This is a genomic window from Stutzerimonas zhaodongensis (genome assembly GCF_003696365.1).
GTDB lineage: Bacteria > Pseudomonadota > Gammaproteobacteria > Pseudomonadales > Pseudomonadaceae > Stutzerimonas > Stutzerimonas zhaodongensis.
The window spans coordinates 224,915-239,847 of record NZ_RFFM01000001.1; the positions used below are offsets into that span (position 1 = coordinate 224,915).

At 61.3% G+C, this 14,933-nt stretch carries 15 protein-coding genes; 6 read left to right on the top strand and 9 right to left on the bottom strand.

Annotated elements, in window-relative coordinates; translation table 11 throughout:
• Positions 1 to 53: 53 nt before the first annotated feature.
• The gene (gene aspA / locus EA797_RS00990) at positions 54 to 1,478 is read right to left on the bottom strand and encodes an aspartate ammonia-lyase (RefSeq protein WP_122163334.1); all 1,425 of its coding nucleotides are present in this window, start codon (positions 1,476 to 1,478) and stop codon (positions 54 to 56) included.
• Positions 1,479 to 1,671: 193 nt separating this feature from the next.
• On the opposite strand from aspA, the gene EA797_RS00995 reads away from it, so the two are divergent.
• Complete coding sequence (locus EA797_RS00995) at positions 1,672 to 2,598, top strand: LysR substrate-binding domain-containing protein (RefSeq protein ID WP_122163335.1); 927 nt, start codon at positions 1,672 to 1,674, stop codon at positions 2,596 to 2,598.
• A 131-nt stretch (positions 2,599 to 2,729) separates the two neighbouring features.
• On the opposite strand, the gene adhP is transcribed toward EA797_RS00995, so the two are convergent.
• A complete protein-coding gene (adhP, locus tag EA797_RS01000; RefSeq protein WP_122163336.1) occupies positions 2,730 to 3,752 on the bottom strand; it encodes an alcohol dehydrogenase AdhP in 1,023 nt (340 codons plus the stop codon).
• Positions 3,753 to 4,003: 251 nt separating this feature from the next.
• Here adhP and purE point away from each other — a divergent pair, with 251 nt between their 5' ends.
• The 5 genes from purE (at position 4,004) to EA797_RS01030 (ending at position 7,201) form a co-directional block, all read left to right on the top strand.
• Positions 4,004 to 4,495, top strand: coding sequence for a 5-(carboxyamino)imidazole ribonucleotide mutase (gene purE / locus EA797_RS01010; protein ID WP_122163338.1), 492 nt, complete (start codon positions 4,004 to 4,006; stop codon positions 4,493 to 4,495).
• Complete coding sequence (locus EA797_RS01015; protein WP_122163339.1) at positions 4,495 to 5,580, top strand: 5-(carboxyamino)imidazole ribonucleotide synthase; 1,086 nt, start codon at positions 4,495 to 4,497, stop codon at positions 5,578 to 5,580. The genes purE and EA797_RS01015 overlap by 1 nt, the downstream gene beginning before the upstream one ends.
• A gap of 102 nt (positions 5,581 to 5,682) precedes the next feature.
• Positions 5,683 to 5,934, top strand: coding sequence for a GlsB/YeaQ/YmgE family stress response membrane protein (locus EA797_RS01020; RefSeq protein WP_122163340.1), 252 nt, complete (start codon positions 5,683 to 5,685; stop codon positions 5,932 to 5,934).
• A 50-nt stretch (positions 5,935 to 5,984) separates the two neighbouring features.
• Positions 5,985 to 6,515, top strand: a complete 531-nt coding sequence (locus EA797_RS01025; protein WP_122163341.1) for a DUF3299 domain-containing protein — start codon at positions 5,985 to 5,987, stop codon at positions 6,513 to 6,515.
• Positions 6,516 to 6,526: 11 nt separating this feature from the next.
• Positions 6,527 to 7,201 carry a uracil-DNA glycosylase family protein gene (locus EA797_RS01030; RefSeq protein ID WP_122163342.1) on the top strand — a complete coding sequence of 225 codons (675 nt, stop codon included), beginning with the start codon at positions 6,527 to 6,529 and terminating at the stop codon, positions 7,199 to 7,201.
• Between the two features lie 2 nt (positions 7,202 to 7,203).
• Here EA797_RS01030 and EA797_RS01035 read toward each other — a convergent pair whose 3' ends face one another.
• The 7 genes from EA797_RS01035 to EA797_RS01065 all read right to left on the bottom strand — a co-directional run bounded on the left by EA797_RS01035 (position 7,204) and on the right by EA797_RS01065 (position 14,834).
• A complete protein-coding gene (locus EA797_RS01035) occupies positions 7,204 to 8,283 on the bottom strand; it encodes an FAD-dependent oxidoreductase (protein ID WP_122163343.1) in 1,080 nt (359 codons plus the stop codon).
• A 222-nt stretch (positions 8,284 to 8,505) separates the two neighbouring features.
• Positions 8,506 to 9,396, bottom strand: coding sequence for a D-hexose-6-phosphate mutarotase (locus EA797_RS01040; protein ID WP_122163344.1), 891 nt, complete (start codon positions 9,394 to 9,396; stop codon positions 8,506 to 8,508).
• Positions 9,397 to 9,540: 144 nt separating this feature from the next.
• The gene (locus tag EA797_RS01045) at positions 9,541 to 10,230 is read right to left on the bottom strand and encodes an ABC transporter permease (RefSeq protein WP_122163345.1); all 690 of its coding nucleotides are present in this window, start codon (positions 10,228 to 10,230) and stop codon (positions 9,541 to 9,543) included.
• Positions 10,227 to 10,922 (bottom strand): ABC transporter permease, encoded by a 696-nt coding sequence (locus EA797_RS01050; RefSeq protein ID WP_122163346.1) that lies wholly within the window; start codon positions 10,920 to 10,922, stop codon positions 10,227 to 10,229. Before EA797_RS01050 ends, EA797_RS01045 begins: the two co-directional genes overlap by 4 nt.
• 62 nt (positions 10,923 to 10,984) lie before the next feature.
• Positions 10,985 to 11,740: an ABC transporter substrate-binding protein gene (locus EA797_RS01055; RefSeq protein ID WP_122163347.1), complete on the bottom strand. Its 756-nt coding sequence runs from the start codon at positions 11,738 to 11,740 to the stop codon at positions 10,985 to 10,987.
• A gap of 14 nt (positions 11,741 to 11,754) precedes the next feature.
• On the bottom strand, positions 11,755 to 12,528 hold the full coding sequence (locus EA797_RS01060; RefSeq protein ID WP_122163348.1) for an ABC transporter ATP-binding protein: 774 nt from the start codon (positions 12,526 to 12,528) through the stop codon (positions 11,755 to 11,757).
• A gap of 245 nt (positions 12,529 to 12,773) precedes the next feature.
• Positions 12,774 to 14,834 carry a BCCT family transporter gene (locus EA797_RS01065; RefSeq protein ID WP_122163349.1) on the bottom strand — a complete coding sequence of 687 codons (2,061 nt, stop codon included), beginning with the start codon at positions 14,832 to 14,834 and terminating at the stop codon, positions 12,774 to 12,776.
• Positions 14,835 to 14,933 lie beyond the last annotated feature (99 nt).

The window sequence follows — 14,933 nt, forward strand, 5'->3', positions numbered from 1 at the left end:
GCGGCCCGGTTGAAACGCGCCCGATATATCGGGCGCTGTAGCGTCGCCTGGTGTCAGGCTTTAAGCGGCACCAGTCGCGGCGCGATCATGTTTTCCGGGCGCAGGATGTCGTCGAGCGTGGCGTCGTCCAGCAGCCGCTCTTCACGCACCAGCTCCAGCACGCCTCGACCGGTGAGCAGCGCCTGGCCCGCGATCCGTGTGGCATTCTCGTAGCCGATGTAGGGATTCAGCGCGGTGATCAGCCCGATGGAGCTTTCCATCAGCTGACGGCAGCGATCCTCGTTGGCGGTGATGCCGACGATGCAATGCTCACGCAGCATGTCCATGGCGCGCTGCAGCAGGCGAATCGAGTCGAACAGCTTGAAGGCAATCAATGGCTCCATGACGTTGAGCTGCAACTGCCCGGCTTCGGCGGCCATGGTCAGCGCCAGGTCGTTGCCGATCACCTCGAAGGCGACCTGATTGACCGCTTCGGGAATCACCGGGTTGACCTTGCCCGGCATGATCGAGCTTCCGGGTTGCCGCGCCGGCAGGTTGATTTCATTGATACCGGTGCGCGGTCCGCTGGAGAGCAGGCGTAGATCGTTGCAGATCTTCGAAAGCTTCACCGCCAGGCGCTTGAGCATGCTGGAGAAGGTAACGAAGGCGCCCATGTCCGAAGTGGCCTCGATCAGGTCCGCAGCGGGCTTGAGCGGATGGCCGCTGATGGTTGCCAGACGTTGCACGGCCAGGTTCTGGTAACTCGGATCGGCATTGATGCCGGTGCCGATGGCCGTGCCGCCGAGGTTCACCTCGACCAACAATTGCGGCGCTATAAGGCGCAGGTGCTCCAGGTCCTCTCCCAGGGTGGTGGCGAACGCGCGGAATTCCTGGCCCAGGGTCATGGGCACCGCGTCTTGCAACTGGGTGCGTCCCATCTTGAGAATGTGCGCAAACTCCGCGGACTTGCCAGCGAACGCCTGGACCAGGCTGTCGAGGCTGGCCAGCAAGGTGTCATGGCCGAGCAGCAGGCCGAGGCGAATGGCGGTGGGGTAGGCATCGTTGGTGGACTGGGCCATGTTCACATCGTTGTTCGGATGCAAATGCTGGTACTCACCCTTGGGGTGGCCCATGTACTCCAGCGCCAGATTGGCGATCACTTCGTTGGCGTTCATGTTCGTCGAGGTGCCGGCGCCCCCCTGGATCATGTCGACGACGAACTGATCGTGGTGCTCGCCACGAACGAGATGGGCGCAGGCCTGACTGATCGCCATGTGCTTGGCGTCGCTGAGGTGTCCCAGTTCGCGATTGGCGTCCGCTGCCGCCTGCTTGACCATGGCTAGGGCTACTACCAGCTTCGGAAAGTGCGAGAGCGGCACACCGGAGAGGTGAAAATTGCGCACAGCACGCAGAGTCTGGATGCCGTAATAAGCGTCAGCGGGAACTTCCAAAGAGCCAAGCAGATCTTTTTCGAGGCGGAATGATGCAGCGGAGGACATGAGGGTTCTCATCCGAGAGATAAGCGGCACATGCCGCGAGGGCCGCTAACATAGGGCTTGAGCCCATTTCCCTGCCAATGCCGTTAAACGCTGGGTCATGCACAATCGGCATAGAACCCATGTGACGCCGTTTCGCTGACAAGCGTTATTGCTGCACTTGGCATTCCGTTTCCGATCCGCCGGAGTCGCTTTTTTGAACATCGAAACCAAATGGTTGGAAGACCTGATCGCGCTGGCCTCGACCCGCAGTTTTTCCCAGGCGGCTGAGCGGCGCTTCGTGACCCAGCCCGCCTTCAGCCGGCGTATCCGCAGCCTGGAAAATTGTCTCGGTTTGACCCTGGTGAACCGCGCCAAGACCCCGATCGAGCTGACCGAGGCCGGCCAGCTGTTCCTGGTCACGGCGCGCAACATGATCGACCAGCTCGGCGAGGTGGTGCACTACCTGCACAATCTCGAAGGACAGCGTGGTGAGGTGTTGCAGATCGCCGCCGCCCACTCGTTGGCGCTGGGCTTCTTTCCCGAATGGCTGGCGAGACTGCGTCAGGACGGCGTGCCGGTGAACAGCCGGCTGGTGGCGACCAACGTCGGAGAGGCCGTGCATTCGTTGCGTGAGGGCACCTGCGACCTGATCCTCGCTTACTACGACCCGGACGCTGCGCTGCAAATGGACCCGGAGCTATTCCCGTCACTCTCGCTTGGGCGTACCGAAATCGTGCCCGTCTGCGGAGTCGATGCAGCGGGCGAGCCTCTATTCGATCCGGACAGCGGCCAGACCGTCCCATTGTTGGCCTATAGCGCCGGCGCTTCGCTGGGGCGTTCGGTCAACCTGCTCCTGCGCCAGCGCGGTCTGCGTTCATCGACGGTCTACGAGACAGCCATGGCCGACAGCTTGAAAAGCATGGCGATGCAGCGCCTGGGCCTGGCCTGGGTGCCTCGGCTGAGCGTAACTGCCGAGCTGGAGCGCGGCGAGCTGGTAGTTTGTGGTGGCGAGCACTGGCGGGTGCCGCTGGAGATTCGCCTGTACCGCTGCGCACTGGTACGCAAGGCGCCGGTGCGCTTGCTTTGGCGCAAGCTGGAAGCGGGAGCGGGGCAGGGCGTAGAGGGGTTATTGGTGGAGTGAGCCGCCGTCCGCTGGCAGCGTCATGGTTGCGGCGACTACGCAGCTTGCTTGCTGTCGGCCCGGTTGCACCGATCGCCAGCAAGCTGGGCTCCTACAGGCTGGTGCTAGGGCCGTGCGGGCCTAGCGCGTTGTTACATGCTCATCACGATCCGGCCTTCGATGGTCCCGGCGCGCATCTGGTCGAATATCTGATTGATGTCGTCAAGCTTGCCGCTGTGGATGGTGGCCTTGACCAGACCCTCTGCGGCGAAGTCCAGCGCTTCCTGCAAATCTGCGCGGGTGCCGACAATGGAGCCGGTAATGCTGATTGCCTTGAGCACGACATCGAATATCGGTGTCGGGAAATCTCCCGGTGGCAGCCCGACCAGGGCCACCGTGCCGTGCCGTCGTGCCATGCCGATGGCCTGGCCGAAGGCGCTGTTGGACACCGCCGTGACCAGCACCCCATGCGCACCGCCTATATCGCGTTGAATGACTTCGACCGGATCCTCCTTGCGCGCATTGATGGTCAGGCTGGCACCGAGCTTTTTCGCCAGTTCCAGCTTGGCATCGTCGACGTCCACCGCCGCTACGTGCAGGCCCATTGCCTTGGCGTATTGCACGGCCACATGACCCAGTCCGCCGACGCCTGAGATGACCACCCACTGGCCGGGTCGGGCGTTGGTTACCTTCAGGCCCTTGTACACCGTCACGCCGGCGCAGAGGATCGGAGCGATCTCGTCGAAGGCGACTTCTTTGGGCAGGATGCCGACGTAATTGGGGTCAGCCAGGACGTACTCCGCATAACCGCCATTCACCGAATAGCCGGTATTTTGCTGCTCGGCACAGAGCGTTTCCCAGCCAGTCAGGCAGTGTTCGCAGCAGCCGCAGGCGCTGTACAGCCAGGGCACTCCGACGCGGTCACCTTCCTTGACCCGGCTGACACCGCCACCTACCGCGGCAACGTAACCTACGCCTTCGTGGCCGGGAATGAAGGGCAGCGGCGGGCGCACGGGCCAATCGCCCTCCACGGCATGCAGGTCTGTATGGCAGACGCCACAGGCTTCGATCTTGACCAGTATCTGGCCCGGGCCGGGCAATGGGACTTTCACCTCTTCGATACGCAGCGGTTCACCGTAGGTATGCGCCACGGCGGCTTTCATCGTCTGGTTCATGATGCGTCTCCTGTGCGTCGGAACTGGCAGTCTCCATGTCTGATCCAAGCCAACATTGACCTCAGGCAAGGTTAGCGCTCATTCACTGCTTTGCCAGACGCGCGGTCACGGGTGCCGGGCGGTCTGGGCTTGCGATATACTGCGCGGCCTTTTGGTCGGACGGTTTCCGACCCTGTACCTGCACGGCCGCGCTGCTATCAGCGCGGCCGTTGTTCCTGATGCGCCTTAGGGCGCCGAAGCGAGGCACGACGATGACCGCACTGGTAGGCGTGATCATGGGCTCCAAGTCCGACTGGTCCACCTTGAGCCACACCGCAGATATGCTGGAAAAGCTCGGCATTCCGCACGAAGTCACCGTGGTGTCTGCGCACCGCACGCCCGATCTGCTGTTCCAATATGCCGAACAGGCCGAGTCACGTGGGTTACGTGTGATCATCGCCGGCGCAGGCGGTGCTGCGCATCTGCCGGGCATGTGCGCAGCCAAGACTCATCTGCCGGTGCTCGGCGTGCCGGTGCAGTCCTCGATGCTCTCGGGAGTGGATTCGCTGTTGTCGATCGTGCAGATGCCTGCCGGCGTACCGGTTGCCACTTTGGCAATCGGCAAGGCAGGGGCGATCAACGCCGCGCTGTTGTCAGCCAGCATCATTGGCCATGAGTTTCCCGAATATCACGCCGCGCTGAAGACGTTTCGCGACGAACAGACTCAAACCGTGCTCGACAATCCGGATCCGAGGAACGCGTAATGAAAATTGGCGTGATCGGTGGCGGCCAGCTCGGTCGCATGCTGGCCCTGGCAGGAACTCCGCTGGGTATGAATTTCGCATTCCTCGATCCTGCGCCGGACGCTTGTGCGGCGGCCCTGGGGGAGCATCTTCGCGCCGATTATGGCGATCAGGACCATCTGCGCCAGCTGGCTGACGAAGTCGACCTGGTGACCTTCGAGTTCGAGAGCGTGCCGGCTGAAACGGTCGCATTTCTCTCGCAGTTCGTACCAGTTTATCCAAGCGCCGAGGCGCTGCGCATCGCCCGCGATCGTTGGTTCGAGAAGTCGATGTTCAAGGACCTCGGTATTCCCACGCCCGAGTTTGCCGATATCCAGTCCCAGGCCGATCTCGATGCTGCCGCGGCCAACATCGGTCTGCCAGCCGTGCTCAAGACCCGTACGCTCGGCTACGACGGCAAAGGCCAGAAGGTGCTGCGCAAGCCCGCTGACGTCACCGGCGCCTTTGCCGAGCTTGGCAGCGTGCCCTGCATTCTCGAAGGTTTCGTGCCTTTCACCGGTGAGGTGTCGCTGATTGCCGTGCGTGGGCGTGACGGCGAAACCTGTTTCTACCCGCTGGTTCACAACACCCATGAAGAGGGGATCCTGCGGTTGTCGGTTGCCAGCAGCAATCACCCTCTGCAGATCTTGGCTGAAGATTACGTCGGGCGAGTGCTGAACGAGCTGAATTATGTCGGTGTGCTGGCCTTCGAATTCTTTGAGGTCGACGGCGGGCTCAAAGCCAATGAAATTGCGCCCCGTGTGCACAATTCAGGTCACTGGACCATCGAGGGCGCCGAGTGCAGCCAGTTCGAAAATCATCTGCGTGCCGTTAGCGGTCTGCCGCTGGGATCGACGGCGAAGCTGGGCGAGAGCGCCATGCTCAACTTCATCGGCGAAGTGCCTGACGTGGCAAAAGTCATCGCCGTCGAAGACTGCCATTTGCACCATTACGGCAAGGCGTTCAAGGTCGGGCGCAAGGTCGGGCACGCCACGCTGCGCTGCCCGGACCGAGCCACACTTGACCGCCAGATCACCGCTGTCGAGTCGTTGATCGCCCGGGACTAGCCCTCCGGCCGTCTGGCTTGTTTCATCCTCCGGCGAACTGGCAAGCGCTCCTCATGTCCGAGAGTACGTGACGTAAATTCTCGGACCTTAAGGAGACTGCCAATGGGCATCATCGGAACTATCATCATCGGCCTGATCGTAGGTCTCATCGCACGCTTCCTGAAGCCGGGTAACGACAGCATGGGCTGGATCATGACCATCCTGCTGGGTATCGGCGGTTCGCTGCTGGCCACCTATGGCGGTCAAGCGCTGGGTCTTTATGAGGCGGGTGAAGGTGCGGGCTTTATCGGCGCAGTGGTCGGTGCGATCATCCTGCTGGTAATCTACGGCATGGTTAGCGGCCGTAAACACTGATACGCCCAGGGCCGCGCCCTGCGGCCCCGTTCTACCACCGCTTGGTTGCCATGCGCCAGATAGCCCTTTCCCTCCTGCTTCTCATACATTCCTTTGCTTACGCGGCTCCAGCCGAGCTCGATTGGCTTGAACTGATGCCTCCCGAAGACCGCAAGGCTTTGGAGGAAATGCCTGAAATCGAACATGATTCACCCGAATCGGATGGTTTCAGTGATCAGGGCGGGCTCAAGCAAGGCGCCGGTTTGCCGGAGGTGATGTATTCGGCCAAGACCGTATCGGCGCTGGACGGCAAGCGTATCCGCCTGGGCGGTTATCCAGTTCCGCTGGAAACCGACAACAAAGGCCGCAGTACGGAGTTCTTCCTTGTCCCTTATCCAGGGGCCTGCATCCATGTTCCGCCACCGCCGCCTAATCAGATCGTCATGGTTCGCTATCCGGCCGGCGTCATGCTGGACGACATCTATGCGCCGCTTTGGGTGGACGGAACGCTGAAGATCGAACCGGTCAACAACGATCTGGCTGAAGCGGCCTACGCTATTTCCGACGCTGAAGTGATTCTTGTGGACGAAAGCGATTTCTAGTGAGCGCTCCCATGCGACTTGCAGCATCTCAGCGCCGAGCGTTTCGAGAGTTGGCATCCCACACCGAGGGGATCGACCAGGCGGTGTATCAGGCGCTGGGAAAAGATCCGCTGGAGCCGATCATCGGGCTCGGGCCGGCTGACGCGCCCCTCGCTTTTTTCGGGCGCGATCCCGGTCGCGAGGAGGTTCGCTACGCGGAGCCCTTCATCGGCAGCGGCGGCCAACTGGTGCGACGTGGCCTGTATCGACACTTGTATGGCGCGGACATGCCCGACTTCGAGGCGAGCCGGTCGGTGGGTGATGGCTACTTCTGGATCAACACCGTGCCCTACAAGCCGGTCGGCAATCGCGCCTGGTCGATGGCGGTCAAGCGCCGCTTCCATCCATTGATGCGCCAGCTGTTAATCGACAACTGGCACGGTCGCGACATCGTCACGCTGGGGCGTGAAGCCTTCCTCTGGTTTGGGCTGGACCAGCCACGGGTGGAAAGGCAGCGGCTCGAAGGATTCTGGCAACGAGACGACCGCTTCTCCGCTCACTGCGATATCGAACTGGCTTCAGAACAAGGCAGTTCGCGTCAGTTTCGTCTGCATCCGCTGCCACATCCCTCACCGCTCAACGTGATCTGGTTCAAGCGCTTTCCGGCACTGCTGGAAGCGCGACTGCAACAGCTGCTTGGCCGATAACTTCAAATATCGGCGCCGTGACGGCGCATGAAACTCAGATCGAGATGGTTCTTCCAGACGCCAAACACGTCGCCTTCGGCTGCCAGCCCAGCCCAGCTCAACATCGCACCTCCTTGGCCATCAGCCAGCAGAGCGAGGGTGTGTGCCTGCGGGTGATAGCGGCGCAGCGGTTGGCCGATGGCAACCAGAGAGAGGTTGGTTGCCAGCACCCGTGCCTGGCGTACGGCATGCACACCGTTCCGCGCAACGCCGGGCATACTCGCGCAGTCGCCGCTGGCGAATACATGGGGATGTGAACGGCTCTGCAGCGAAGGTGAAACCTCGACGAATCCCTGCCCATCGAGCCGCAAACCTGATTCGCGCAGCCATTCCAATGGACTGGGTCCGGTTGCGACGACCAGCCGTCGGCCGCGCCAGCACTGTTCACCGTTCCCGATCAGCGTGTTGCCGTCCACACTATGGATTGGCGTATGTTCGCTGACCGTGACGCCAGCTGCGCCGAGATGGCGCAGCGCCAGGCGGCGAAGGCGCGGCGCATGGTCGATCAGCAGCTCGCCCGCGGTGAACAGGCTGATTGCGGGTACGCGCCCCGACATGGCCAGCGCCAGCTCGACACCTGCCGCCCCGCCGCCAAGAACGGCGACCGGTTCAGGCGCTTCTTCCCACTGCTGCCAGCGACGGATGAAATCTGCGAAGGGCTTTACCGAGAGCATCTCCATGCCGTCACCGGTCTGCTCTGGTACCCAAGGCAACGATCCGAGGTTGAGCGACAGCCAGGTGCTGCGCAGGCTGACGCCCGTTGCCAGCAACAGTTCGGGTGTTTCGGGTTGCAGCGCGACGATGGTGCCCTGGACGAACTCCACGTCAGCCGCCGCGCATAGCTTGGGCAGCGCCACGCGGCACTGACGAGGTTGATAACGTTCGGCTACCACGCCGGGCATCATTCCGGAATACCAGGCATGAGGCTCTGCCGACACAAGCCCGATCCGGCCCATGGGGCGGTCACGGCTGGCCCACTGTCGAATCACGCCGAGGTGACTGTGTCCGGCGCCGGCAAGGAGCAGATCGAAGTCAGTGTTCATGGTGCATCAGAAAAAGGCTGATGCGGCTGGAGACGGGCGTACGCAAACTACCAAACAGCTGGGCTGCATCCATGGCAAGCGTCCTTCGAGCGTTACGGTCCACCTCCGGACGGCGCACCGGACAGGCGCGCCGCGCTACGGCAAGGTGTTGTCGCCAGTATAGACGCTGCGCGGCAGCCAGCTCTTCACGGTGTTCGTGTTGCAGGTGCTGATCCTGCTCCCCTATAGCGGCTCGACCCCTATCGAGACGCTGAGCGTGTGGCTTGCCCCCGGCTCAAGGCAAACCATATCGCTCATCACGTTCGCGGTTTCGATGCAAAGCATGCGCTGCCAGGCGTCGTCGGCGAATTGGGATAGCCGCTTCGCCTTCTCGATCCAGGGATTCCAAAGCACTGCGGATTGCGAGCCGCGAGTTTCGAGAGTGATGCGCCGACCTGCGCCCGTATCGCAGAGGGACAGCGTAGGCGGCAGGTCCAAATAGATGCGGTCGGTCTCGCCTGTAAACAGCAGGTTCCCTTCCTGTTTGCGCTGTTCCCAGCCCTCGAGTGTCTCGATGTACGGACGACCATCGAGGCCCTCGACCGTGACCTGATGAATGTCGCTGATGGCGAAGTAGCTATGCAGCGCCTGTGACAACGCCACCGGCGTGTCGCCTCTGTTATGACTGGCAAGCGACAGGTGCAGCCGCTGATCGAGTCGAATTGTCAGGGTAGGCTCGACGGCATGCGGCCAATCGGGCAAGGCGTTCGGGTCCGCACAGACGAATTCCAGTGTTCCCCCATCGACGTCGCTGTAGGAATTCTTAAGCGTCCAGTCGATGCCCCGCACCAGGCCATGGGCGGGCGGCTGGCTGCCCTCGAAACCATCCTGTATGGCCTGAGGATTGCGCGCGAGGTCGCCGAACCATGGCCAGCAGACCGGAACGCCACCACGTACCGGCTGGCCACGGACGAACGAGGCTTCTTCGCTCAGCCAGATGATCGGCAGGCCTGGCCCGCGGGTGTAGCTGAGAACCTGTGCACCCTGTTCGGCGACCACCAGCTCGGCGTCGTCGTGGCGGATGCGCCAGCAGGCGAGTTGGTCCATTTCGATGCGCTGGATATCGACGGGCATGGGCGGTCTCTTGGTCGTGGGTGAGTAGAGCGTCTGACTGCTAGGTCGCTGCAGGATTCCGAGGTCAACGCCGCGGCGGTAAAACTGGCAGGCGTAAAAAAGGGCCGGCATCAGGCGCGGCCCTTCATTGCTGCTGCTCGGTGGCTAGCGGCCCTGACAGGCGTCCACGCGCAGCCAGCGTTCCAGCAGTTTGAACCCCTGCATCAGGACGAACGCGATGATCAGGTAGATCAGGCCGGCAGTGAGGAACATTTCCTCGTGCTGGTACGTGCGCGCCGCGATCTTGCGTGCCATGCCGGTCAGCTCCAGCAGGGTGATGGTGCTCGCCAGGGCGCTGGCCTTGAGCATCAGAATCACTTCGTTACTGTAGGCCGGCAGGCCGATTCGCGTGGCGCGCGGCAGGATGATGTGTCGCAGCGCCTGGGAACGGGACATGCCCAGCGCGCGGGCCGCTTCGACTTCACCGGCGGGCACGTTCTGGATCGCGCCGCGCAGGATCTCGGCGATGTAAGCGGCCGTGTGCAATGTCATGGTGATGATGGCGCACCAGTACGGATCGCGCAGGAATGGCCACATCCAGCTCTGGCGAACCACCTCGAACTGGGCCATGCCGTAGTAGACAAGGAACAGCTGGACCAGCAACGGCGTGCCGCGGAAAAAGAAGATGTAGCCATAGGGCAATGCACGCACCGCAAGCAGGCGCGAGGAACGCGCAATGCCCAGCGGCAGCGCAAGGATCAACCCTGCAACCACCGAAACGCCGACCAGTTGCAACGTCAGCCAGGCGCCCTCTAGAAAGCTTGGTAGCCACTTGATGAACAATTCCCAGCTCATGCGGCACTCCTGACGAAGCCGCGGCCAGCGCGTTTTTCAAGAAAGTGCATACCGGTCATCGCGATTACCGTCAGGCCCAAATAGATGAGGGCGGCAACGACGAAGAAGGTGAACGGCTCTTTGCTGGCCGTCACGGCGATTTGCGAGCTGCGCATGATCTCTTCCAGGCCGATCACCGAGACCAGCGCGGTGTCCTTCATCAGGATCATGAACAGGTTGCCCAGACCTGGCAGCGCCAGGCGCCACATCTGTGGGAGGATCAACTTGAGAAAGATCCGCCGCTTGCCCAGCCCCAGTGCGAGACCGGCTTCACGATGGCCCTTGGGGATGGCCAGCAGCGCGCCACGAAACACTTCGGTCGCATAGGCTCCGAAGCACAGCCCGAGGGCGATGGTGCCCGCGACGAAGGGGCTGAGCGCCAGATTGGCGATGCCGAACACTTCGCCAACTCCGCGCACCAGGCTGATGGTGCCGAAATAGATCAGCAGTACCCAGAGCAATTCGGGCACGCCACGGACGATGGTCGAATAGGTGCCGCCGACCCAGCGCAGAGCTGCGTATGGCGAAGTTTTGGCCAGCGCACCCAGCAGCCCGAGCACCAAGCCCAGAGCGAGGGCCGCGACAGCCAGTTGAATGGTCATCCAGGTGCCGGCGAGCAACGCCGGACCGAATCCATGAAGGTCAGGAATCATAAGGGCTCAAACACCAAAGCCCGGCCTACCATTATTGGCGGCCGGGCTTTGATTCAGACGGATCAGTAAATGTCGAAAGGGAAGTACTTGGCGTTCAGTTTCTCGTAAGTGCCATCGGCTCTGATTTCCGCCAGGGCCTTGTTCAGCTTCTGGCGCAACTCGTCATTACCCTTGCGCACCGCAATGGCGATCTTGTCGTTGTCGAACACCGGCTCGCCCTTGAACTCGAAGTTCTTGCCTGCATCGCTCTTGAGCCATTCCCACTGTACGAAGGAGTCGGCAAGGATGCCATCAACCCGGCCCGAGGCCAGGTCGAGGTAGGCGTTTTCCTGGGTGTCGTAGAGCTTGATGTCCACGACCTTGTCCATGTTGTCCTCGAGCCACGTCCCGGCAATCGTTGCCCGCTGGGCGCCGATGGTCTTGCCTTTCAGATAGCTCTCGTCAGTCTTGAAGTCGACCGATTTGGGCGCCACGAACTGCAATTTGTTGGTGTAGTAATGATCGGTGAAGTCGACAGCGTTCTTGCGCTCTTCGGTGACCGACATCGAGGCGGCGAGGAAGTCGAACTTGCCGGCGTTCAGCGCGGGAATGATGCCGTCCCAGTCGGACGTTACCACTTCACACTCGACTTCCATCTTGGCGCAGAGGGCGTGCGCGACGTCCAGATCGAAGCCGACGACTTGGCCGCTGGCATCGATGAGGTTGAAGGGTGGGTACGCGCCTTCGGTACCGATGCGCAACTTGTCAGCGGCAAAGGCATTGGCGCCGAGCATCAGAGTGGCGGCGGCAGTCAGCAGAATCTTCTTATAGCTTTTCATGCGGTGTTGCTCCATTAGCGATGGCTGGACATGAACTGTTTACAGCGTGCCGATTGGGGATTGTCGAACACCTGCTCCGGCGTTCCCTGCTCTTCGACCAGGCCCTGGTGGAGGAAGACCACCTCACTGGAAACCTGCTTGGCGAAGTTCATTTCATGAGTGACCAGCAGCATGGTGCGACCCTCATCGGCCAGCGACCTGATCACCGTAAGCACTTCTTGTACCATTTCCGGGTCGAGAGCCGAGGTCGGCTCGTCGAACAGGATCACCTTGGGCTGCATGGCCAGGGTGCGCGCAATCGCGGCGCGTTGCTGCTGGCCACCCGATAGCTGGTTCGGATAAACGTGGCGCTTGTCGGCGATACCGACTTTGGCGAGCAACGCCTCCGCTATCTCTGTCGCCTCGGCTTTGCTCTGGCCCAGCACGCGACGAGGCGCCTCGATGATGTTGTCGAGCACGCTCATGTGCGGCCAGAGATTGAAGTTCTGGAACACGAAGCCCAGTTTGCTGCGCATCAGGTTGATCTGCTTGGCGTCCGCGGCAACCAGGTCGCCGTCTTTGGCGCGCTTGAGTCGCAGCTGCTCGCCGGCCACGAGGATTTCGCCCTCGTTGGGGTTTTCCAGCAGGTTGATGCAGCGCAGAAATGTGGATTTTCCGGACCCTGAAGAGCCGAGGATGGAAATCACGTCACCATCGCGAGCGGTCAGCGAGATGCCTTTGAGAACTTCCAGATCGCCGTAGCGCTTGTGCAGATTGCGGATTTCCAGTGCGGGTATGGCCTCGGCCATTGAGCTTCCTCTTCTCGGAACAGGGGGCTGTTCCTGCTCCGTTTCTATGTAAATTGCGCTCCGGCCAACTGCTCGCCATCCTGGCGAGGCGCAAACCTAGCATGGGCGGGGGCATGCGCCAAGCGCGATGCGGCGCAGAGCGACGTGACCGCTCGGTCACCCTTGCCGGGCCCTGACCTATAGAGTTACCTCCAGACAGGAAGTAAAGCAGGCCAGACCGCATGTCGCCCGCCTGCTGTTTGTTTTCAGGACGACGGGTTGGTCTTGGGCAATTCCGGGTCGTCCGTAAGCATCTCGTCATGCTCTGCCATTTTCCACGGCAGGCTTCCCGGCGAGATGTGCAGGAAGTGCAGGTATTTCTCGAACTGGTCGAGTATGTCGCTGATGATGTCGGCCTGGTCATACCCGTAGATGTCGTAATGCTGCCCGCCCCGGCGCAGGAAGACTTCAGCGCGATAGTACTGTTCATCGGCCTCCGGCCCGTCGGACAGTGCGAATGCCGGCATGGCGTAACCCACTGCGCGGATCTCGTAGATGAAATCGACCTGGTCCTCTTTGATTACTTCCAGATAGAGCCGTGAATGGGCCTCATCCGTGTGCACCTCGGCGTTCCATTCCTGGCCGCTGAGTTCGCGCTGCACCCGGCGCATGGCTTTCAGCACCGTGCTGCTCATGAATCCGTCCACGTCTTCCCTGCTTGGGAAACTGACCATGCCCGCGAGGCGTTTCTTCCACAACCCGGGACCTGCATTGCTCGCCAGGCGGCTGCCTTGCATATGGCTCTGCAGGCTGGTTTCGTGGTGGCCTTCGATGACCAGCGCGCGCCACATGCCCAGCGCGGCGATCATCATGATGATGGCGAAGGGCAGGGCGCTGGCGATGGTCATGGTTTGCAGGGCGCTGAGGCCGCCAGCCAGGAGTAACGTTCCGGCGACTAATCCTTCGATGCTGGCCCAGAAAACCCGTTGCCAGACCGGTGTGCGGAGGGCGCCACCTGCGGCAAGCGAGTCGATCACCAGTGAGCCGGAGTCCGACGAGGTCACGAAGAAGGTGATGATCAGCACTACCGCGAGAAACGAGGCGATGGACGTCATTGGTAGCAGTTCGAACAGCTTGAACAGCGCGATGGCGTTGTCCGCCTGAACATCGGAGATCAGCGAGGTGTAGCCCTCGACCATGATCAGATGCAGGGCCGTGTCGCCGAATACCGAGAACCAGAGAAAAGTAAAGATGGTGGGCACGAACATGACGCCGAAGACGAATTGGCGAATGGTCCTGCCGCGGCTGATCTTGGCAATGAACAGACCGACGAAGGGCGACCAGGCAATGGTCCAGCCGAAGATGAACAGTGTCCAGTTGCCGATCCAGTCACTGCGACTGTAAGCCTGGAGATTGAAGGTTCGCTCGATGATGTTGTTCAGGTAGCTGCCCGTGTTCTGCAGAAAGGTTTCGAGAATGAAAATCGTCGGGCCGACCAGAAACACGAAAACCATCAGGCCGATCGCCAGAACCATGTTCAGCAGCGAAAGATTCTTCACGCCCTTGTCGAGGCCGGCGACTACCGAACAGATTGCCAGGCCCGTAATGATGGCGATCGCGATCAGTTGCACGTTTATGCTGATCGGGATCGACGGCCACAGGTAGTTGATCCCGGCATTGATCTGGGTGACAGATAGGCCAAGCGTCGTCGCGATACCGAACAACGTGCCGAGAATGGCGAAGATGTCCACCACATGCCCGATGGGTCCGTATATGCGCTCGCCGATGATCGGGTAGAGCGCCGAGCGCATGGACAGCGGTAGGCCGTGTCGGAACGAGAAGTAAGCCAGCACCAGACCGGTCAGGCCGTAGATGGCCCAGATGTGGAAGCCCCAGTGGAAAAAGGCGATCTGCATTGCTTGCTTCGCGGCATCGACAGTTTCCGCGGCGCCTGCGGGGGGCGCGGCATAATGCAGGACAGGTTCGGCCACTCCGAAGAACAGCAGTGCGATGCCATAACCGGCCGAGAAGAGCATGGCAAACCACGCAGGAAAACTGTACTGAGGCTCGGCGTGGTCCGGCCCCAGCTTGATGCTGCCCCACGGCGTCATCGCGATACCGACGATGAAGACCAGGAAGAACGCCACCGACAGCATGTAGAACCAGCCGAAATTGGTGGTGATAAAGGCCAGCGTCGAACTGAAGACCTCTCCAGCCAGCTCAGGGTTACTGATGGTGCCAACTACCAGAAGCAGGGTGACGACTACGGCGGGTATGAATACTGGGAAGAGGATCACGGCCTTGGGTAGCTTCTTTTCTGCTTCCATATGTCGTTCTGGTCTCTGGTTGGAGAGTGGGACGGAAAACGCGCGGTGGCTCCCGAAGTGAAAGTGCTATCGGAAGGGTAGACGGTGTTTCGCCGCGGA